This window comes from Sulfitobacter sp. 1A15258, assembly GCF_043557045.1.
Classification (GTDB): Bacteria; Pseudomonadota; Alphaproteobacteria; order Rhodobacterales; family Rhodobacteraceae; genus Sulfitobacter; species Sulfitobacter faviae.
On the sequence record NZ_JBIFFK010000009.1, the window covers coordinates 17,289 to 38,056 of the forward strand.

19 protein-coding genes are annotated in these 20,768 nt (G+C 61.2%); 4 read left to right on the plus strand and 15 right to left on the minus strand.

Translation table 11 applies throughout. From position 1 onward, the window contains the following. Genes ACGYK9_RS16265 through ACGYK9_RS16295 form a run of 7 tightly spaced genes read right to left on the minus strand, consistent with a single transcriptional unit; the run spans window position 1 to window position 9,132 of the window. Entirely contained in the window at window positions 1-960 is a 960-nt protein-coding gene (locus ACGYK9_RS16265; protein ID WP_152467128.1) for a hydroxymethylglutaryl-CoA lyase, read from the minus strand. A 4-nt stretch (window positions 961-964) separates the two neighbouring features. Beyond that, window positions 965-2,971, minus strand: coding sequence for a biotin carboxylase N-terminal domain-containing protein (locus ACGYK9_RS16270; RefSeq protein WP_152467129.1), 2,007 nt, complete (start codon window positions 2,969-2,971; stop codon window positions 965-967). A gap of 10 nt (window positions 2,972-2,981) precedes the next feature. Further along, complete coding sequence (locus ACGYK9_RS16275) at window positions 2,982-4,589, minus strand: acyl-CoA carboxylase subunit beta (RefSeq protein WP_152467130.1); 1,608 nt, start codon at window positions 4,587-4,589, stop codon at window positions 2,982-2,984. Further along, on the minus strand, window positions 4,586-5,977 hold the full coding sequence (locus tag ACGYK9_RS16280) for a phenylacetate--CoA ligase family protein (protein ID WP_136340197.1): 1,392 nt from the start codon (window positions 5,975-5,977) through the stop codon (window positions 4,586-4,588). The genes ACGYK9_RS16275 and ACGYK9_RS16280 overlap by 4 nt, the downstream gene beginning before the upstream one ends. A 27-nt stretch (window positions 5,978-6,004) precedes the next feature. Then, window positions 6,005-7,165 (minus strand): acyl-CoA dehydrogenase family protein, encoded by a 1,161-nt coding sequence (locus ACGYK9_RS16285; RefSeq protein ID WP_027264402.1) that lies wholly within the window; start codon window positions 7,163-7,165, stop codon window positions 6,005-6,007. A gap of 9 nt (window positions 7,166-7,174) precedes the next feature. After that, a complete protein-coding gene (locus ACGYK9_RS16290) occupies window positions 7,175-7,954 on the minus strand; it encodes an enoyl-CoA hydratase/isomerase family protein (protein ID WP_027264403.1) in 780 nt (259 codons plus the stop codon). Then, window positions 7,951-9,132, minus strand: a complete 1,182-nt coding sequence (locus ACGYK9_RS16295; protein WP_043753664.1) for an acyl-CoA dehydrogenase family protein — start codon at window positions 9,130-9,132, stop codon at window positions 7,951-7,953. The genes ACGYK9_RS16290 and ACGYK9_RS16295 overlap by 4 nt, the downstream gene beginning before the upstream one ends. A gap of 126 nt (window positions 9,133-9,258) precedes the next feature. On the opposite strand from ACGYK9_RS16295, the gene ACGYK9_RS16300 reads away from it, so the two are divergent. Genes ACGYK9_RS16300 through ACGYK9_RS16310 form a run of 3 tightly spaced genes read left to right on the plus strand, consistent with a single transcriptional unit; the run spans window position 9,259 to window position 12,805 of the window. Beyond that, a complete protein-coding gene (locus ACGYK9_RS16300) occupies window positions 9,259-11,259 on the plus strand; it encodes an NADPH-dependent 2,4-dienoyl-CoA reductase (RefSeq protein WP_152467196.1) in 2,001 nt (666 codons plus the stop codon). A 26-nt stretch (window positions 11,260-11,285) separates the two neighbouring features. Further along, entirely contained in the window at window positions 11,286-12,674 is a 1,389-nt protein-coding gene (locus ACGYK9_RS16305; RefSeq protein ID WP_394414080.1) for a class I adenylate-forming enzyme family protein, read from the plus strand. Next, window positions 12,623-12,805 (plus strand): hypothetical protein, encoded by a 183-nt coding sequence (locus ACGYK9_RS16310; RefSeq protein ID WP_394414083.1) that lies wholly within the window; start codon window positions 12,623-12,625, stop codon window positions 12,803-12,805. The genes ACGYK9_RS16305 and ACGYK9_RS16310 overlap by 52 nt, the downstream gene beginning before the upstream one ends. Window positions 12,806-13,266: 461 nt before the next feature. Here ACGYK9_RS16310 and ACGYK9_RS16315 read toward each other — a convergent pair whose 3' ends face one another. Both ACGYK9_RS16315 and ACGYK9_RS16320 read right to left on the minus strand, forming a co-directional pair. Then, window positions 13,267-13,971 carry a glutathione S-transferase family protein gene (locus ACGYK9_RS16315; RefSeq protein WP_043753650.1) on the minus strand — a complete coding sequence of 235 codons (705 nt, stop codon included), beginning with the start codon at window positions 13,969-13,971 and terminating at the stop codon, window positions 13,267-13,269. Continuing rightward, on the minus strand, window positions 13,968-14,402 hold the full coding sequence (locus ACGYK9_RS16320; protein ID WP_036051600.1) for a DoxX family protein: 435 nt from the start codon (window positions 14,400-14,402) through the stop codon (window positions 13,968-13,970). The genes ACGYK9_RS16315 and ACGYK9_RS16320 overlap by 4 nt, the downstream gene beginning before the upstream one ends. Window positions 14,403-14,500: 98 nt before the next feature. Between ACGYK9_RS16320 and ACGYK9_RS16325 the strand changes: the two genes are divergently transcribed. Further along, on the plus strand, window positions 14,501-14,929 hold the full coding sequence (locus ACGYK9_RS16325; protein ID WP_232237122.1) for a MarR family winged helix-turn-helix transcriptional regulator: 429 nt from the start codon (window positions 14,501-14,503) through the stop codon (window positions 14,927-14,929). A gap of 88 nt (window positions 14,930-15,017) precedes the next feature. On the opposite strand, the gene ACGYK9_RS16330 is transcribed toward ACGYK9_RS16325, so the two are convergent. The 6 genes from ACGYK9_RS16330 to ACGYK9_RS16355 all read right to left on the minus strand — a co-directional run bounded on the left by ACGYK9_RS16330 (window position 15,018) and on the right by ACGYK9_RS16355 (window position 20,675). Beyond that, window positions 15,018-15,518, minus strand: coding sequence for a DNA-3-methyladenine glycosylase I (locus tag ACGYK9_RS16330; RefSeq protein WP_136340201.1), 501 nt, complete (start codon window positions 15,516-15,518; stop codon window positions 15,018-15,020). A gap of 305 nt (window positions 15,519-15,823) precedes the next feature. Beyond that, complete coding sequence (locus tag ACGYK9_RS16335; RefSeq protein ID WP_152467132.1) at window positions 15,824-16,279, minus strand: PaaI family thioesterase; 456 nt, start codon at window positions 16,277-16,279, stop codon at window positions 15,824-15,826. 21 nt (window positions 16,280-16,300) lie between these two features. Then, window positions 16,301-17,005, minus strand: a complete 705-nt coding sequence (locus tag ACGYK9_RS16340) for a helix-turn-helix domain-containing protein (RefSeq protein WP_234168045.1) — start codon at window positions 17,003-17,005, stop codon at window positions 16,301-16,303. Window positions 17,006-17,009: 4 nt separating this feature from the next. Next, on the minus strand, window positions 17,010-17,864 hold the full coding sequence (locus ACGYK9_RS16345; RefSeq protein WP_152467134.1) for an SDR family oxidoreductase: 855 nt from the start codon (window positions 17,862-17,864) through the stop codon (window positions 17,010-17,012). Further along, window positions 17,861-19,798, minus strand: coding sequence for an AMP-binding protein (locus ACGYK9_RS16350; protein ID WP_197918524.1), 1,938 nt, complete (start codon window positions 19,796-19,798; stop codon window positions 17,861-17,863). Before ACGYK9_RS16350 ends, ACGYK9_RS16345 begins: the two co-directional genes overlap by 4 nt. Window positions 19,799-19,913: 115 nt before the next feature. Beyond that, window positions 19,914-20,675 (minus strand): glucose 1-dehydrogenase, encoded by a 762-nt coding sequence (locus tag ACGYK9_RS16355; RefSeq protein ID WP_152467136.1) that lies wholly within the window; start codon window positions 20,673-20,675, stop codon window positions 19,914-19,916. Between the last annotated feature and the right edge of the window lie 93 nt (window positions 20,676-20,768).

Consider the following 20,768-nt stretch of genomic DNA (forward strand, 5'->3'; position numbering starts at 1 on the left):
TCAGCGTGACTTGCGGTATTTGTCCAACCCGCCGGTGTGCATGACCCGGCCCATGAGCGGCACACCGATGATCTCTTCTGCTTTGACCGCCGCTGCGATCAGCTTGTCCAGATCAATGCCGGTTTCGATGCCGAGCTCGTGACACAGGAACACTGAATCCTCGGTGCAGACATTTCCTGCGGCGCGCGCGTGGCCGTGGCCCGCGAAAGGACAGCCGCCAAGACCGGCGACGGAGCTTTCGAACATGTCCACGCCCATCGACAGGGCCGCATAAACGTTGGCGATCCCCAGCCCACGTGTGTCATGGATGTGCATACCGATGCGCGCCTCGGGCGCCAATTCGCGCAGGGCGCCGATCATCCGTTTGACCGCCTCGGGGTTTCCCCAACCCATGGTGTCGGCGACCACGAGGATCGGCACGGGGATGTTCTCTTCTTCGCATAGCTGAAGGATAAAGCGGAAATCGTCCAAGATGCGTTCTTGGGGGATGGGGCCCTCGAGGTTGCAGCCGAAGGCGGTCATCACATAGGCCGCGTCGACGGTATATCCCTCTTCCTTGTAAAGACGGACCCAGTCACGTTGTTTTTCCCGCATCTCGGCCGAGGAACAATTGTTGTTCGATTGGGCGAATGCTTCGGAAGGATAGAACAGCAGACGCGGGTCGATATCGACCTCATGCGCGGTCAGGGCCTTGCGAAACCCTTTGTCGTTCAGCCACAGCGATGTGTAGTTCACGCCCGGTTTGCGCTTGATACGCTGGAACAACTCGCCGGTGTCCGCCATCTGAGGAACGTATTTCGGGCTGACAAAGCTGCCGACCTGAATGCGTTTCAAGCCGGTTTCGCTGAGCATGTCGATCAGTTCGATCCGCTCTTCGATCGGGTAAATCTTCTTTTCGATCTGAAAACCCTCACGCGGGCCTTCTTCACGAAATTCTACGAATTTGGGAAAGTCGCTCATTTCATCACTCCTCGGATGGCAGGATCTCGGCGATGACCTGGCCGCGATCGACCATGTCCCCATTCGAGACGGATATATTGCTGGCGATCCCGGCCGCGGCCGCCCGGATCGAGATTTCGAGTTTCATGGATTCCATGACCGCGACCACGTCGCCTTCGGCCACGCTCTGACCATCGGAGACCTTGATTTCGACAATCATGCCGGTCAGCGGAGAGGTCACGGCGCGATCCGCCGCGGCATTGTCGCCGGCAAAGGCAAGGGGCGCGGCGGGCCGAAATACCAGGCGGCCTTCGGGCGTATCCAGTTCGATCACGCCCGCGTGCAGGCGCGCGTCGATCAGATGGACGGTGTCGCCTTCGCCGACACGCCAACGGCCCGGGGTCAGTTCACGTGCCGACAGTATCAGCGCCTCGCCTTTCTCCGAATGGATGGTGTACTTGGCACCCGGTTTGACAGGACTGACGCGCAGTTCTTCGGATACCTCGTCAGAATCGGTAAGCGTCACGCGCTGCCCCGCTTCAATCGCATCGCCGCCCAGTCCAAGCCGCCAGCCGGTAAAGGCATCACGGTTGGTCCAGGGATTGGCGTTTGTGTCGCTGCGCGACTGGGTCACGAAGAGAATGGCAGCGGTCGCCTTCCACAGATCGGGGCGGGTCAGGCCGGGTGCCTGTGTCAGCTCATCCAGCCTGCCGTCGATCCAGCGGGTATGCACCTGCATCCGTTCGAATTCATGGTTTCGCGCCAGCGCCGTTAGAAAGGCGCGATTGGTCTCGACACCTTCGACCGCGACATGATCAAGCGCCGTGGCCAGACGTGCCAATGCGGTTTCCCGGTCGGGCGCGTGCACGATCAGCTTGGCGATCATCGGGTCGTAGTAGGGCGTGACGGCATCGCCTTCTTCGACGCCGCTGTCGATGCGCAGGCCCGATGGCAGGCTGAGCGTGGAGAGCGTGCCCGTCGACGGGGCGAATTGCATCGCCGGATCTTCGGCGTAAAGCCGCGCCTCGACCGCGTGGCCGTTGATCGTCAGATCGTCCTGCACCAGTCCAAGGCCCGCGCCTTCGGCAATCCGCAGGTGAAGCGCGACAAGGTCCAGCCCGGTGATCGCTTCGGTGACGGGATGTTCCACCTGAATGCGCGGGTTCACCTCAAGGAAGAAATACTCGCCACCCGCGACCAGAAATTCGACCGTGCCCAGCCCGCGATAGTCCAGCGTTTCGCCCAAGCGCACCGCGTCGCGTGCGATGTCGTCCAGAAGCGTTCGGGGCAGACCCCAGGCCGGGGCTTCCTCGATGACCTTCTGGTGGCGGCGCTGAAGCGTGCAATCGCGTTCGAACAGATGCACCACATGGCCTTTGCCGTCACCTGCGATCTGCACTTCAACATGGCGCGCCTCGGGCAGGAAACGCTCCAACAGCAGCCCTTCGGAGCCGAAGGTGGATTTTGCTTCGCGCAGCGCGCCTTCGATGTCCTCGACCAGCGTGGTTTCGTCAGTGACGAGCCGTTGTCCGCGCCCACCACCGCCGCCGACCGCCTTGAGCAGCACCGGCAGGCCCATTTGGCGCACCTCCTCGGCAATCTGCTCGGGATCGGACCGCGCACCTTCGGCGCCCGAAATCACCGGGACGCTGGCCGCCACGGCGGCCTCTTTGGCGCTGGCCTTGTCGCCGAAACGTTCAAGCGTTTCAGGCGTCGGCCCCATGAAGATCATGCCGGCGGCTTCGACCGAACGAGCAAAATCGGGGTTTTCGGCCAGAAAGCCATAACCGGGATGGATCGCATCCGCGCCCACTGATTGCGCAGCGGCAATCACCGCGTCGATTTTCAGATAGCTCTCGGATGCAGGTCCGGCGCCGATACAGACAGATTTGCCAATCTCGCGGACATGCAGGGCATTGGCGTCGGCCTGCGAATGCACGCCGACGGGAATGATACCGCTGGCCCGCGCAGTGCGCGCGATCCGGCAGGCAATTTCGCCGCGGTTGGCGATCAGAAGCGTCTTGATTTTCACGGTTCGCTCCTCACATCCTGAACACGCCGAATTTGGTATCGACCTTGGGTCTGCGCGATGTCACATCCAGCATCAGCGCCATGACATCACGGGTCTCACAGGGCTCGATCACGCTGTCGATCCAAAGGTTGGAAGCAAAATTATAGGCTCCCTGAAAATCTTCGTATTCCTTGCGGATCGGTGCCTTGAAGGCTTCCTCCTCCTCGGGGGTCCAGCTTTTGCCTTCGCGTTCGTTGATCTGCGCGCGGACCTGAGCCAGCACGCTGGCGGCCTGTTCCGGCCCCATGATCGCCGACCGTCCCGTCGGCCAGGCAAACATTGCGTCCGGCTGGAACGGGCGGCCCAGCATGGCCAGGTATCCCGCCCCATAGGAGCCGCCGGTGATAATGGTGAATTTCGGCACCCGGGCCGAAGACATGGCCGTGATCATCTTGGCGCCAGCCTTGGCAATGCCCATCTGCTCGACCTCGCGGCCCACCATGAAGCCGTTCACATCGGCCAGGAACAGCAGCGGAATATCACGCTGGACGCAGAGATTGATGAAATGCGTGGCCTTCAGTGCGGCTTCGACGAAAAGCACGCCTGTATTTGCGAGAATACCGACCTCGTGGCCGTGGATGCGGCCCCAGCCGGTCATGATCGTGTCGCCATAAAGCGGTTTGAATTCGTGAAAATCGCTCTCATCGACCAACCGAGCCACGATTTCGCGGTTGTCGGTCGGCACCTTGGGGTCGCGGCTGATGAGTCCATAAATCTCTTCGACCGGGTAGGCGGGCGCACGGGGCGTTTCGGGCGTCTTGCGGGGTTGGGGTTTTTCGCCAAGATGGCTGACAATTTCGCGCGTGATGGCCAGAGCGTGGGCGTCATCTTCGGCCAAATGGTCTGTCACACCGGAGACGGACGAATGCATCTTGCCGCCACCCAGTTCTTCGGCTTCGACCTTTTCGCCGGTTGCGGCAAAGGTCAATTCCGGTCCGCCTAGATACATAAAGCCCTGACCGCGCACGATCACCACTTCGTCACAGAGCGCGGGGATATAGGCACCACCCGCGGTGCAGGGCCCCATGACCACGGCGATTTGCGGCACACCATCGCCAGACATGCCGATCTGTTGATGAAAGATGGAGCCGAACTGGCCTTCGTCGGGGAAAAGGTTGGCCTGGTCGGGCAGGAAGGCACCGCCGGAGTCCACGAGGGTGATGACGGGCAGGCGGTTTTTCCAGGCAATTTTCTGTGCCCGGACGTGTTTGCGGCAGGTGATCCCGAAATAGGTGCCGCCCTTTACGGTGGCATCATTGGCGATGATCATGCACTGACGGCCTTCGATCACGCCAATACCGGTGATGATGCCGGCGCCGGGTGGAACTCCCTTGTGCATATTCAGTCCGGCCAACTCGCCGAGTTCCAGAAATGGTGTGCCCGGGTCGATCAGTCGTTCGATCCGTTCGCGCGGCAGGATTTTGCCTTTGTCCACATGACGTTTGCGCGCCATTTCGGGGCCGCCGACGCGCTGTAAGAGCCGGAGGGCATGTAGTTCATCGACCTTTTCGCGGTAAGACACGTCGTTGGCGCGGAAGTCGTCCGACGCGGTGTCGAGAAGGGATTTCATTCTAGTCATGGCAGGTCTGGATATTTCCTGAGAACGAAGGCGACCTTGGCGGCGCCAGGTTTTTCGAAAGTGTCGGCCGCAACCAGGTGAACGTCGGCCTTGAAGACCAAGGATTCGCGCAGGCGCTGCTCGATTTTCTTTTTGAGGGTGACGTCATCGGCCGGATCGCGATTGGGGCCGCGTTCGACAATCACCGTCAGCGCGCCCTGCGTGGTGTGGCCCTCGAAATCGGCCACGATGCGCATGACGCCATTGGTGTCCGGCACCATTTCGGTAATGACGCTGTTGATCGCCGACGGGAAGACATTGGCCCCCCGGACGATCAGCATGTCGTCGGTCCGGCCGGTACAGCGGATCTTCGGCCCGGTGCGGCCGCAGGAGCATTCGGTATCGATCACTTCGATATAATCGCCTGACCGGAACCGCACGAGCGGGCTCGCCTGGCGGCCGAGCGCGGTATAGACCATCTCGCCCTCGGCACCTTTTTCCCAGGGGATGATTTCGCCGCTTTCGGGGTCGAGCAATTCGGTGATGATATAGTCCATGTTGACCATGTGCATACCCGACTGGGCGTCGCACTCGGCCCAGTATGTCACGCCCAGATCGGTGCCGCCCAGCATCTCGGTGCATTTCGCACCCCAGGCCTTTTCGATCTTTGCCCGAATTGCGGGAATGCCGCCGCCGGGTTCGCCGCCGACGATCACGCGCTCGATACCCAGTTCGCTGGCCTTGCATCCCAGCACCTCGGGAGCCTTTTCGGCCAGGTGCAGAACAAAGTTCGGAGCGCCGACCACGCAACGCGGCCGCGTGTCTGCGCAGGCGCGCAGCAGACGTTCTGCACCGCCATCCGCCCCCACCGGCACATCGATCGTGCCCATGTACTGCAATCCCTGCATCACCGGGATGCCGCCGACAAAGCCCTTGGCCAGCGAAAACGCGTGCAACACCATATCGCCCGGTCGCACCCCGTTGGCGAAGAAGCAGCGCGCCGTCATCTCGTGCCACATTTCGGCGTCGGATTCGGTCAGGGCCACATACGAGGGGCTGCCGGTGGTGCCCGACGAGGCCTGCATCTGGATGATGTCCGACATTGGTGCCGCGCGGTGCTTGCCGAAGGGCGGTTCCGCAGCAAGGCTTTCGCGGATCTCGGTCTTGTAGGTGTAAGGCAGCTTCTGCAGGTCTTCGATGCTGCGAATCTCGTCGAAATCGACACCGGCGTCGGCGAACTTTTCCTGATAGAAGGTCGAATTCGACTTGAGATAGGCCATCTGGTCACGCAGCCGCTCTTCCTGAATACGGCGCACCTCGTCGAGCGGCGTGCCCTCGATCGCGTGCCAGAAGCGATCATTTACCTTGTCGGCGGCATCCTCCCGCCGGAAGCGCATTCCAAATTGCATGTCGTTCTCCGTTCCAAGCCGTGGCGATCAATAGGATCGTGGCAGGCCCATGACCTTTTCGCCGATAAAGCTCAGGCACAGTTCGCGGTTCACCGGCGCTGTGCGCAGCAGGCGGACCAGCGGGTACATTTCGTAAAGTCCCGTATCTTCGGTAAAGCCCGATCCACCATGCGCCTGAAGCGCCGCGTCGACCGCTTCGATCCCGGCTTCGGCGGCGGCATATTTCGCCATGTTCGACGACGCACCGGCAGGCAGCTTGTTGTCGAACTCCCATGCCGCGCGCCGGGTCATCAGACTGGCCATCTCGACCGCTGTGTGCGCCTTGGCCATCGGATGCTGCACGCCCTGGTGCGCACCGATGGGTTGGCCGAACACATTGCGCTCGGAGGCATAGGCCACGCCCTTGTTCAGGGCGAACCGGCCGATGCCGCAGCACAAGGCGGCCAGGATGATACGCTCGGGGTTGAGGCTGTCGAACAGGATCGAGAACCCTTCGTCCACCTCGCCGACCACATCCTCGGGGCCGAGATCCACATCGTCGAAGAACAGTGTCCACTGCTCCTCGGGCAGGGGGATCGAGATCTTCACCCGCTGCTTGTCGACGCCTTTTTTCTTCAGATCCACGGCGAACAGGGTAAAGCCGTCGGTCTTGCGGCTGACCTCGGTATGCGGTTTGGTCCGCGCCACCACGAGGCAGTAGTCGGCCACTTCGGCCCCGGTGATGAAGGTCTTTTCGCCCGACAGGCTGAACCGGTTGCCTCGACGCTTGGCCAGCGTAGTGGCCTTCATCGTGTTAGACCCGGCCCCCGGTTCGGTGATCGCGAAACAGAACTGGATATCACCGCGGCAGGCAGCCGGCAGCAGTTCTTTCTTGTGGAACTCGCTCCCGTGGCTGGCGATATGGGCCAGCGACATGGTCGGCCCGACCACCATCATCAAAAGAGGAATGCCGTGATTGGCGGTGCCCTCCATGAACAGGGCCATTTCGGTCATACCAAGGCCCGCGCCGCCATATTCCTCGGGCACCATGATGCCGAGGAAGCCGTCATCGGCGATCTGGCGGAACATTTCGTGCGGAAACTCGTGCTTGCGTGCGTGTCTCAGCCAGTAATCGTTGTCGAACTTCTGCGCCAGCTGGCCGCCATAGTCGTAAATCTGGCGTTGTTCGTCGTTCAAAATGAAATCCATGCTTCGTCCTCAAGCCTTGAATTCGGGGGCGCGCCGGTTCTCGAATGCATCGAGGCCCTCGGCCACGTCATCGCTGGGCAGTGCGCGCACGGCGGCATCGCGCTCAAGCCGCATCTGCTGGTCGATACCAAGGTCCGCGCCTTCGCGCGCCAACCGCTTCATCTCGGCGATGCCGGGACGTGAACGGGTGGCGATTTTCTCGCAGTATTCCAGCGCAGACTTGTGCAGGTCCGCATCCGGCACGATGTAGTTGACCAATCCGGCCTCTTTGGCCTCGTCCGACTTGAGCCAGCGGGCCGAGAACATCAGGTCGAGCGCCCTGCGCTGCCCCATCAACCGTGTCAACCGCTGCGAGCCACCCCAACCGGGAATCAGCCCGAATTGCGCGTGCTGATCGCCAAACTGGGCGCTTTCGGCCGCGAAACACACATCGCATGCCAGCATCAGTTCGATCCCGCCGGCCAGACACAACCCCTGCACTGCCACCACGACAGGGAGGGAGGAGGTTTCGAGCGCACGCAGGTTGTTCATGCCAAAGGCGATGAAATGGTCCAGCGCGGCGGGATCGTTCAATTTACCTTTCACTTCCACCAGATCGGCACCGGTGCAAAAGTGCTTGCCCTGCGCCCGGATGAGGATCGCCCGAATAGCGGGGTTCGCCTCGAATTCCGCACGCGCGACAGAAATACGCTCATGCACCTCAAGTGACAGGCAATTGAATTTCTCGGGGCGGGCCAGTTCGATGATGCCGGTGTTGCCCTCGGAAGTGACGAGGATGGGGTCGCTCATTTCGAGGCTCCCTTCGCCTTCTTGTCATACTGCAGCGCCATGCGACCGACCTTCTCGCGGGCGATCACCAGCTTCTGGATCTGCGCGGTGCCGTCACCGATCTGCAAGCCGAGCACATCGTTATAGCGCTGGTGGTGGGGCAGGTCGGTGGTGTAGCCGTAATGTCCGTGCAGGATCAGGCACTGGTGCAGGATCTCGCAGGCGGTTTTGGGCAGGTACCATTTGCACATGGCGGCCTGAGAGGTGTGGGGCAGGCCACGGTCGCGCAGGTCCAACGTGTAATAGCAAAGCTGGCGCATCATGGTCAGTTGGGTCTCGGCCTCGGCCAAGGGAAAGCTGACACCCTGATACTGCACGATCGGGGCTCCGAATGCCTCGCGCTCCTGAACGTAGGCCCAGGTTTCATCCACCGACGCTTGCGCGGCCCCCAGGCACTCCAGCCCGATCAGTGCGCGGGAATAGTCGAAGCCCGCCATGATCGTGCCAAAGGCATGGTCCTGTTCCGCCATCATGTTTTCAGCCGGCACGAAAACATCGTCAAAGAAAACCGAGCCGCGCCCGACAGGCTTGGTGCCGATGTCGTCAAAATGGGTGCGCTTGATGCCTTCCTGGTTCAGATCGACGAAAAAGGCGCTGACCCCGCGTGAGCCGCCATCAGGATCGCCGGTACGGGCAAAGACGACCGCCGCATCCGCCTGACTGGCAAAACTCATGGATGTCTTTTCACCGTTCAGCCGCCAGCCGTTGCCGGATTTCTCGGCCCTCAGAATCAGGTTCGCCGCATCCGAACCGCCGCGCGGCTCTGTCAGGCCCAGGCCAATGACCGCATCACCCGAAACAACCTTGGGCACCCATTCCGACGCGATGTCCTTGGAGGCATGTTTGGCAACCATTCCGCCCATGAGAGAGCCCAGAAGCTGCACGTAACTTGCGTTGAAATCGGCATAGGCGATCTCTTCGACGATCAGCCCTGACGTGACAGAGCTTTCGCCGAGACCCCCGAATTCCTCGGGCAGATCGGCCCCGATCAGCCCCAGTGCGCCCATCTCCTTGATCAGCGCACGGTCGAATGTATGGCCGCTGGCGCGTTCTTGATATGTGGGCGCAAGCCTTTCAGTTGCGAAGCGCTTTGCGGTCTCGCGAAACGCCTTCTGATCGTCTGTAGGCTGGAATTGCATCGGTGCTCCTCCCCATGAGCGAAAATCTTCTTTCCAAAAATCTAACAAATGTTAGAATGTAGATCAAGTGCAGTTTTGAGGAGGAGAACCAAAGTGAAAAATAGACCAGATGGAAGCTTTGAAACCATGCTCTCGCCCATCCGCGCAGGCCAGCATACATTGCGAAATCGTGTCATCATGGGGTCGATGCACACGCGGTTGGAAACCGAGCCTGACGGCATAGCCAAACAGATCGCGTTTTACGCCGAGCGTGCGCGGGGGGAGGCGGCGATTCTGGTCACCGGCGGGTTTTCGCCCAATGCCGAGGGCATATTCGATCCAGAAGGTCCGAGAATCGATGACCCGGAAGAAGCGCTTGACCTGCGCCCGATCTGCGAGGCGGTGCAGGCCGAAGGCAGCCTGGTCTGCGCGCAACTCCTCCACGCCGGGCGCTATGCCAAGATCGAAGGGTGTGTGGCCCCGTCGCCGATCCGCGCCCCGATCAACCGTTTCATCCCGCGTGAAATGACCGAAGCCGACATTCTCCGTACCATCGAGGATTTTGCCGTAGCGGCCGCCAATGCGCTGGCCGCAGGCTTTGATGGCGTCGAGATCATGGGGTCCGAGGGATACCTGATCAACGAATTCACCGTCACCCACACCAACAAGCGCCAAGACGACTGGGGCGGCAGCGCCGCGAACCGCCACCGATTCCCGGTCGAGATCGTGCGCGCGGTGCGCGAACGTTGCGGCCCCGACTTTCTGGTCATCTACCGGATTTCGGCGGCCGATCTGGTCGAGGGCGGCGCGCCCGCCGAAGAAATTGCCGCACTGGCCCGCAAGATCGAGGCTGCGGGTGCGGATATCCTGAACACCGGCATCGGCTGGCATGAGGCCCGCGTGCCGACGATCGCCTACCCGGTGCCGCGCGGTGCCTGGCGCAAGGCGGCAGCCAACGTCAAAGCGGCGGTGTCGATCCCGGTAGTCGCCTCGAACCGGATCAACACACCCCAGCTTGCAGAAGACATACTTGCCTCTGGCGATGCGGACATGATCTCGATGGCGCGCCCGTTTCTGGCCGATCCGCATTTCGTGAAAAAGACGCGCGAGGGCCGCGCAGACGAGATCAACACCTGCATTGCCTGCAACCAGGCCTGCCTGGATTTCATTTTTTCGGACCGGCCGGTCGGATGTCTGGTCAATCCAAGGGCCGGGCGTGAAACGGAATTCCGGGATACGCCAACCGACACGCCAAAGAAAGTGGCCGTCGTTGGCGGTGGTGCCGCGGGCATGGCCACAGCCGCCGAGGCGGCACGGCTGGGCCACGATGTCACCCTGTTCGAAGCGCAGGACAAATTGGGCGGTCAGCTGAATCTGGCCCGCGCCGCACCAGGCAAGGACGAATTCGACGAAACCCTGCGGTATTATGCCGGTCAGATGCAGAAACACGGGGTCACGCAGCGTCTGGGACAGCGGGCAGAGGCGAGCGATCTTGAGGGATTTGACCATGTGGTCATCGCCACCGGGGTCACGCCGCGCATTCCCGACCTGCCGGGTATCGACCATCCCAGCGTCGCGACCTACGCCGAAATTCTGTCCGGTGACCGCGAGGCGGGCGACCGTGTCGTGGTGATGGGGGCGGGGGGCATCGGTCATGATGTGGCCGAGTTCCTAGTGACCAAACCCGCCGAGACCGCGAATTCCGACGTCTTTTGCGAAACCTGGGGAGTGGACCCCGAGTTTGTCTCCTCGGGTGCCCTGGCGGGCGACCCTCTGGCACCGAAGCCGTCGCGCCGCAAGGTCGTCATGCTGCAGCGCAAGACCGCTAAACCGGGCGCGGGGCTTGGTGTTTCGACAGGGTGGATCCTGCGCAACGCGCTGCGCAAACATGGGGTCGAGGCAATGGGCGGGGTGACCTATGAACATATCGACGATGCGGGGCTGCACATCGTCGCGGACGGAAACCCGACGGTCATCGCAGCCGATACAATTGTGCTGTGCACCGGTCAGGAACCGGAACGGGCCCTGGCCAAAGAGGTTGTAGCGCGCGGCGTCCCGGTTACGATGATCGGCGGGGCAAAGGAGGCCGCCGAACTGGATGCGCTGCGCGCCATTGATGAGGGCGTGCGCCTGGCGCAGGATCTCTGAACCGAGGCTCGGGCAAGGGGGAAACTATGCTGACCGACGTCATCCGCGCGGGGCGCGCTGATCTGTATTCGATCTTTCGAACCCGCGCACATGACTGCGCCCGCGCCCTCGCCATCGAGGACGGCAGCAGAAAACTGACCTATGCAGAACTGCTGGAGCGGGTCGATCGTCTGGCGGCTGTATTTCTGGCACGAGGCGTGGCGCCCGGAGACAGGATCGCGATCCTGTCGCATAACCGCTCAGAATACCTGGAGGTCGAACTTGCAGCAGCGGGAATCGGCGCGATCGTCGCCTGTCTGAACTGGCGGCTTGCCCCCGATGAACTGCGGCACTGCATCGATCTGGTCGAGCCGGTTCTCGCGGTTGTCGAACCGGAACTTTCAGAAGCTTACCGCGCCGTCGCGTCGACACCCTGTCTAACCGTCGGGCCAGACCTGGAAACGGCCATTGCCGGGGTCGAGCCGGACCCGCGCACCGGAACCATGGTTGACGACCCCGAGGCCGGTCTGACGATCCTCTATACCTCGGGGACCACGGGCCTGCCCAAGGGGGCGCATATCAGCCACCGCGCGCATATCGCCCGATCCATGGTTTTTGCGGCCCAGCTGGCGCTGGATCCCGGCGACGGGTTCATCGCCTGGGCGCCGATGTTCCACATGGCCTCCACCGATCATGCGCTGGCAACGATCCTGCGGGGCGGGACCGTGGTGATGGTGGACGGGCTGCAGCCCGCCGTCATCAACGAGGCGCTGTCACGCCACAGGATCGGCTGGTTCGTGATGATGCCCGGGGCACTGGAGGCTTTTATTAACGAACGGCACGCCAACCCTTTGCCGCTGAAGGGGATCAAGGTTTGCGGCGCAATGGCTGATCTGGTGCCGCCGCATCAGATCGCGGAACTGACCGGTCTTCTGGACACGCCCTATCTGAATTCCTTCGGGGCGACCGAAACCGGCCTGCCGCCGGGAACCGCCGATCTGATCGCGCCGGGTGTGACCCCGGACCGGCTGTCCAAGCGCATCAGCGCCTTTTGCGAGGTGCGGCTGGTCGATCCCGACGACCGCGAAGTCCCCGATGGAACGCCGGGCGAAATGGCGCTTCGGGGTCCGACGCTGTTTTCCGGGTACTGGAACGCCGACGACACCAATGCCCGTGACTTTCGCAACGGCTTTTTCCACATGGGCGATCTGTTCCGGCGCAATGCGGACGGCACCGTCGACTTTGTGGATCGGGCGAAATACCTGATCAAGACCGGAGGTGAAAACGTCTATCCGGCGGAAATCGAACGTGTGCTTCTTTCTCATCCCGATGTGATCGATGCCGCCGTGGTAAGGCCTTCGACGCGAAATGGGGGGAAAGCCCGGTGGCCTTTGTCGCCTGTGACGATGACGGGCCGGATGCCGAGGCGCTGCTGAACTTGTGCCGCGAAAGCCTCGCTGGCTATAAGCGACCACGCGAAATTCGCTTCATCGCGTTCGAGGATTTTCCCAGATCGACCAGCGGCAAGATCCAGCGGCATATCCTCGAAGCCCGGCTCGCAGATTAATTTTCGCTCTGACCCGATCGTCAGCCAGCCACGCCAGTTCGCCCCAATAGCGATAAAAGCGTTCTTATCCTCGTTGCCACGAGCTTCTTATCCCCGCCCTTTGGAGTAACCCCCTGAAAGTGATCCACCATCTGGGATAGATTGACCCGCGATTGAAGCGCAGCCCTCTGTCGGACTACACGGCTAGGGTTTTCCGGGTGTTTGAGCTCAGGAGGATTCGTAGATCCCTGAGCCATTCATCAGTGCGATCGGTGGTTTGTTCCCGGTTGCGCTGTGGGGGCAGCAGTAACCCGGCGCATCGCACCGACGGGCATGGACTGCCGGCAATTGCCGGTTGGGGCTGCTGCGGGCCTTCAAGGGAAAGTCGGCGACTATCCGATGTGCGGGACAAAGCGGACATTCGCCAAGCGACCTCAAACGTCCGGTTCTGTACTGCGGCCCGACAAAACGATATCAAGTGATCAGCGGTCAGCCGATCGCACCTGTGTAACTGTCTTCTTCGGCCCTCCTGTCTGCATGATCTGGGACAGGTAAGAATTGCGCCGTCTGATGAAGTCACGCAGAAGGGTCGGGTAATCTTCACTGACGGCATTCTTCACAGAAACCCGACGCTCCAGTTCATGTCGCCAGGCCCTTACACGGGCAAGCCCTGTGAAGACGCCAAACTCTCCGATGGTGTCAAAAACGTCGAAATAGCGGAAGACCGGGCCGAATACGACATCGACGAGGCTGAACCGGTGGCCATCGAACCATGGTCCCTCCCCAAGCTCCGCGTCCAGCCGAAGGAACTTTGCGCGGAGCGCCGCCACTTTTTCTTCCAACGCTTTCTCGTTCGGCGCCGAGTAGAACCCCGCAATGTCGTTCAAGACAGCAGATCCAAATTCAATCCAGGCACGGTGGCGGGCGCGATCGAGAGCGTCGTGCGGATGAAGCGCGTGGGGTTGTGTATCCTCAAGATATTCGAGGATAACCGCAGATTCGAAAATCGGCGTCCCGTCCACAACCAGGACAGGCGTCTTGCCCAGCGGAGATATGGCAAGAAACCAGTCGGGCTTGTTCGAAAGATCGATGTCAGTTCTCTCGAACGTGACACCTTTCTCAGTGAGCGAGATCGCCGCGCGCTGCACATATGGGCAGAGCGCATGGCTAATGAGGTGGAGGCTCATGTTGTCTCTCCCGCCATCTGCACGTTACCGGGCGCGAAGGAAGGGCTGAGGGCGAAACGGCCGTCGCCCAGAAGCCCTTGCACGATGGCAAGCAGCGTCAGATAGGCCGGGTATTCCCACCCGCCGTTCTCGTATCCGAACATCCAGCCGTTTCCGGAGTGAGCCCAGGTCGCACCGGCCAGGATGGGCACGGTCGCCGACGCGACCCACCGAGCCTGTACGCCGAGGACCAAAAGGGCACCGGCAATCGCCTCGACTGCAAAGACCATATAAGCAAACCAGCCGGGCAGCCCGATCGAAATGAAGAACTGCGCCGTTCCGGGAAGTGTGAAAATGAAGAGCTTGAGAAACAGGCTGTGCGCCAGGAACATGATCCCGAGTGCTATACGGAGCAGGAATATCCCAAATTCTGTGAGGTGCGATTGTGACATGATATGATCCCATATGTCGATGCAGTTGCATCTATATATAGCGCGTCACATGCGATGTCAAGGTTGATGCACTTACATGTACATGATAGGTGCTGGATATGAACGAGATTGACCATGCTACTGAGGCCGCCTGGACAGCCCTCATGACTAAAAGCCGCGTTTTGCTTGAGGCTGTCGAAACGTCTCTGAAATCGGCAGGATACCCGCCAATTGCATGGTATGACGCGCTTCTCGAACTCGAGAAGGCTGGCCCGGACGGACTCCGGCCATTCGAACTCAAAGACCGGATTTTGTTACCCCAATACGGTACCTCGCGGCTGCTGAACCGTATGGTGAAAGCAGGGCTGGTGAACCGACAGGACTGCTTGGAAGATGGGCGAGGTCAAAACATTTCTATCTCTGAAAAGGGTAAATCTGTCAGGAGGGCGATGTGGCCGATCTATGAACGGGTTCTGTCGGAAAGGATCGGCGCAAAGCTGAAACCCAAAGACGCCGCTCAATTGGCCTCGCTACTCTCAAAGCTCTGAAGTCTAGGTCGACTGACGCGAAACCTGTCTGTGACTTTCCACGCTAAGTGGCCCTGAATTTTTTTCACGTTAATTGGCCGACAGTTGCCTATGTCGGTGTGCGAAGGGTGTTTCGGGCTGTTTCGACGTCCTTTCGCATCCAACAGACCTCTGCGTGATCGTTGATAAATCCCATGGCCTGCATGAATGCATATACGGTGGCCGGCCCCACGAATTTGAAGCCAAGCTTTCGTAGGTCTTTGGACAGGGTCTCGGACGCTGGTGATTTGGACCGCATTTGTGGCAGTGCGTCGTCCTTGGCAGGTTCATATAGCCAGATGAATGCGGCGAAGGAGCCTTCCTCTTGGACGACCTCGAAAGTACGGCGAGCGTTGTTGATCACGGCTTCGATCTTGCCTCGATAGCGAACAATTCCTTCATCGGCAAGTAGGCGCTTAATATCGTTGTCGTCAAAGTTCGCAACTCCCCGAAAGTCGAACCCGGCGAAGGCAGCACGAAAGTTCTCGCGCTTGGCCGGAATGGTGCGCCAGCTCCGCCCTGACTGGAAACTCCGGCGTGACGGCAGCCCATCGGCACCGTGGGCGTCCATCCGTTCCAATTACGGTTGCAGCATCAGGCCGCTGCCGCATAAACTTGAACAGAAACTGAACCAGATCCTCCGTTACGATACAGTCTCAGCTCTCCGAAAAACCCTGACGAGGGACAATCGGCGACCGCACTGCTAAAGGCTAACATTACCGCTTGGCAGGTCTGAACCTGCTGGCGGCGATCTGGATACCGCGCGCGCCTACGGGAAACGGTTGGCCGAGGTCGCGAGCCGCTGGAACAGCTGATCCAGCTGTCTGAATAATCGGCCCGGCCGCCCGGATCGGATGTGCTGCGGCCGGGTTGCGCTCAGTCCGCGACCCCCGCCCGCCCGATCAGCGCCATGAGCGTTCCGGTCATCGTTGCGACGAGCTTTTCATCCTGGCTCTTCACGGCATAGGCACGCGCCTCGCATATGGTCAGCGTCCTGCCTGGTTTCACCACGTCAGCGACGAAGCGAAACCGTTCGCCGTCCGCCGGGTTGAGTAGGTTGATCTTGAATTCGGCCGTCAACACTGCCGCGTCCGCTGGCATCAGCGAAAAGGCCGCGTATCCGCAGGCGCTGTCCAGCGCTGTCGACAGGATTCCGGCATGCAAAAACCCATGCTGCTGGGTCAGTGCAACCTGATGTGCCATTTCCAGAACGATGCGGCCGGGTAACAACTCGGCAATGCTGATCCCCAACGTGTTCATCACCTTCTGGCGATCGAAACTGTTGCGCACGCGTGCGTCATAGTCGGGGTTTTTCGGTTTGAATTGTGTCATGGCGGGTCTTCCTCTTCGATTTCATTCGTCAATGACCAATCTTAGGCGGTCTTTGAGGCGCGTATCTTGTAGCGAAAGGTCAAAACGACGCGGAATAGACAGAGCGCGCAACGCGCCGGGCGGTTTGCCGGCGAAGATCCGGCAAGCGGCGGACAAGTGAGATTGATCGTAGTATCCGGCGTCCAGCGCCAGATCGCTCAGCAGCAGGGTCTTTGACGCAAGCTGCCCGAGAGCCCGGCGAAAGCGTCGCAAGGTCGCAAGCCGCCGCCGCGACACGCCGGTTTCCGCCCGCACCTTTCGACGTTTGGTCCGGTCGCTGTAAGCTCCGGTTGGTGCGGCAAAGCGCAGGTCTCTCGCAAGGCCGTCAAGCACCGCGATGAGCGCAGGCAGGTCATCGTCCCCGTTCTGAACCCGGGCCAGTTCTGAGGCCAGCATGTCCAGCCCTTTGGAGTCGGGAAATCGCTGCGGTCGTGACGACAGTCGCAGCCCGGCCACGACACCCAGGAATGGCCTTGGGCGGGGCGAAAAATAGGGGCGCGGTTCTGCCAGCGATACGCGCCCGCCGCCGCTGTCGTCGCGCGTTACCGAAAGGGTAAAGAGGTCGGTTGCGAACCGCCCGTGTCCACCACCGCTCAGCACACCGGTATCGCGGAACACGAACAAATGGTCGATCTGTTTGGCCGCTTCCTCAGGCGGAGCCAGTTCGAGATAACGCGGCGGCTCCATCAGGTTACTTGACGAAAGCATCCCGGTTCTCGGCGACGAAATCGGCAAATCGGCGCGCCGGGCGTCCCATCACATCACTGACCGTGGTCTCGATGCCGGCAAGGTAGCCCTTGGGCGCGATGGAAGCCAATTCGACCATGGCTCTGGCGACCTCGTCCTGCATTCCGCCAGCCACCATGCCCGCCTTGGCATTTTCGGCCGACAGGGACACGCACGACACTGTTCGTCCCGTCACCCCGGACAGAAGGGCCGCGATGTCATCCCCTGCAAGAGCTTCGGGCCCGGTCAGGCCAAGAGCCTTGCCTTCGTAACCCGGAGCGGTCAGCGCCTCGGCGGCGACATCCGCGATGTCGCGGGCGTCGATCCAGGCCACGGGGCCGCCCAGATCGTCATAGTACACGGCGTCCTTTGCAATGTTGCCGGCCTGCCACAGCAGGTTCTGCATGAAATAGGTCGGCTGGACAAAGGTCCAGTCAAGGCCGCTTTGCTTCAGCAGCTCCTGGGTTTCGGAATGCCACTTTCCAAAGGTCAGCCCCGCCTTGGGCGACGCGCCAAGCCCCGTGGCCACAACGATATGGCGCACGCCCGCGGCCTTGGCCGCCTCGATCACGTTCGCCTTCCACTGGCGCATGTTCAGATGGGCAGGCGTGACCAGGTATATCTTTTCTGCCCCGTCACAGGCCCGCGCCAGCGCGGCAGGGTCCGTGAAATCCGCTGCGACCGCCTCGCATCCTTTGGCCCTTAGCGCATCTAACTTGGAGGGGGCGCTGGTGACAGCGCGCACGGACGCGCCTTTTGCCAGAAGCGTATCGACGAGGGGCGCGCCAGTCGTGCCCGTGGCTCCGAAAACAGTGATCATGACTTTTCCTTTTGCAGGTCTGCGATGGGCTGAATGGTTTCCGGGTTGCTGATCGACGACAGATCGCCCGGATCTTCACCGAGAAAGGCGGCACGCACGACACGGCGCATGGTTTTCATGCTGCGGGTCTTGGGCAGCGCTTCGACAAAGTGGATCTCGCGCGGGCGGAAGGGCTTCGAGACGATCTCTCCGACACGATCCTTGAGCCGGTTCACGAGCTCCGCGTCCGGCGACACATTTGGGGCCGCCACGCAGACGCAGACGACGGCCACGCCCTTGATGTCATCAGGTGCCGCGATGGCAGCGGCGTCCACCACCTCTCCGGTTTCGGTCAGGGCCGCCTCGATCTCGGGCGGGCCGATGCGTTTGCCGGCGATGTTCAGCGTGTCGTCCGACCGGCCCAGGATATACCATGTCCCGTCCGGATCGCAGCGCACCCAGTCGCCGTGCCGCCAGAGGCCGGGGAAGGTGGACCAGTAGGTTTCAAGGTAGCGATCGCGGTCCCCCCAGATGGCCGGGGTCAGACCCAGAGGCGGCTGGGTCACGACCAGTTCGCCGACCTCGCCCGGTGCGGCTTCGCTGCCGTCCTGGCGCAGAACCTTGGCCCCGACACCCAGGGCCTGGGCCGAAAATCCGCCGGGCTTGAGCTCGTGCAGCACGGTCGAGGTCAGGATCGCGCCAAAAAGCTCGGTCCCGCCCGAGATGTTCAGCGGCACGGCGCGGCGGCGACAGATATGATCGAGCTGCCAGAGCCAGGCATCCTCGGTCCAGGGCTCGCCGGTCGAGGCGACGATGCGCAGGGACGACAAGTCGTAGCCCGACAAAGATTCAGTATCCTGCGTCATGAACTGCCGTACCAGGGTCGGGGCCACGCCGAGATGCGTGACCTCCATCTCGGACGCAAGACGCAACAGCCTGAAGGGATCGCCGGGCATTGATGGTGCGCCCTCGGCCAGCACCAGAGTCGAACCGGACAAGAGCACCGACAAAAGGGTAAGCGGTCCCATGACCCACCCCATGTCGGTCATCCAGAGGTGCCGGTCATCCCGTTTCATGTCGAGGCAAAGCAGGAAATCGGCCGTGGCCTTGGCCTGCACGCCCAGATGGGTATGCACGACGCCCTTGGGCCGTCCGGTGGTGCCTGACGTATAGGCGATCAGAAAGGTGGCTTCGGCCTTGACCGGAACGGCGGCAAGCTCCGGACTGGCGCGGCCCACGGTTTCGCTCCAGTCCAGATCGCGGGCGGGATCGGCTACCGCACCGCCGAACCGTCGCAGGCTGATCACGGTATGAACCGATGGCACGTCGGTCAAAGCCTGGGCGAGGCTCGCCTCCATCCAGACCGGCTTGCCTCGCCGGGGTGTGGCATCCGCTGTCAGCACCGCCACGGCATCCGCGTCGTTCAGGCGCGATACGATGGCATGAGGCGCAAAACCGGAAAACAGCGGCACCGCAACCGCGCCCAGCCGGGCAATCCCCAGAAGCGCGGCCTCGATTTCGGGGATCATCGGCATATAGATGCCCACCGCCTGACCGGGCCTTACACCGCGCGTGGCAAGGGCCGAGGCAACGCGGGAGGCTTCGGCGGTAAGGTCGGAATAGGTCCAGCGGCGGCGGCTTCCGTCTTCGCCGACCCAGTCGATTGCGACCTTGTCGCCCAAGCCATCGACAATTCGGGCGTCAAGACAGGTTTCCGTCAGATTCAAAGTACTCCCGACGGCCCACCGGATCGATTCGGGCCCTTCGGAGATATCTCGCAACCGGCTGTAGGGCCGCGCGAACCGTATCCCGGCATGGTCAATGATCCGGCCCCAGAACCAGTCTGGGTCTTCATTCGAACGGCGGACGAGTTCCTCGTAACTGTCAATGCCGCAGCCCGTCAGAAATGCGGTCAGAGTGCTTGTCCGCTGGATGTCAGAGCCTGGCTGAAACATTCGCAACCTTTCTAGAATGAAAAAGGGCCGCACAAAAGGCGCGGCCAGTCGGGGAGGTAACTCTTTTGGCACGGTTTGGCAGCAACGCCTGGTGTCCGGCGCTGCTGTCATGGCTTCAACCGTGCATGGACAAGCCGCCCGAAACCGAAATCACCTGGCCGGTAATGAACCCTGCGTCGTCCGACGACAGGAAGCAGATGATGCCAGGGTAATCCGTCGGCTGCGCCAGGCGCTTCATCGGAATCGCCCGCTTGAGACCTTCGGCGATCTTTTGACCTGCCTCGCCCTCGGCAAATTGAGCGAACAGAGGTGTGTCGGTCGGTCCCGGGGCGACCGCATTCAATTGTATACCTTTGCGCGCCAGCTCGCGCGCCACGGTCTTCGTGAACGAAATGATGCCGCCCTTGCAGGCTGAATAAACCGCCTCGCCGGATGACCCGACACGACCAGCGTCAGAGGCGATGTTAACCACGCGACCGCCGCCGCTCTTGACCATGCCCGGAAGCACCGCGTGATGCATGTTGAGCGGGCCGTAAAGATTGATGTCGATAACCTTTTTCCAAAGATCGGCATCGGTGTCGAGAAACATTCTGCTGACGTCCCAGCCGGCGTTGTTCACCAGCACATCAATCGGGCCGCCGGATTCGAACTCGGCCACCGCCGTGTCGACTTGACTACGGTCGGTGATATCTACCTTGAAGGCCTGCGCCTTCCCGCCAGCCTCGGTGATCAGTCGGACAGTTTCCTCCGCCCCATCCTTGTTCAGATCGAAAACGGCAACTTCGGCGCCCTCTTCGCCGAACCGTTCGCAAACTGCGCGGCCAATGCCGCTTCCACCGCCGGTCACAATGACCCGTTTTCCACTCAACCCTCGCATGGAGGTCCTCCTCTTCCGATAAACCTTTGTCAAGAACTTGATTCGGAACGTTCCTTGGATTATTCTAACATTTGTTAGATTTAATGCAATGGA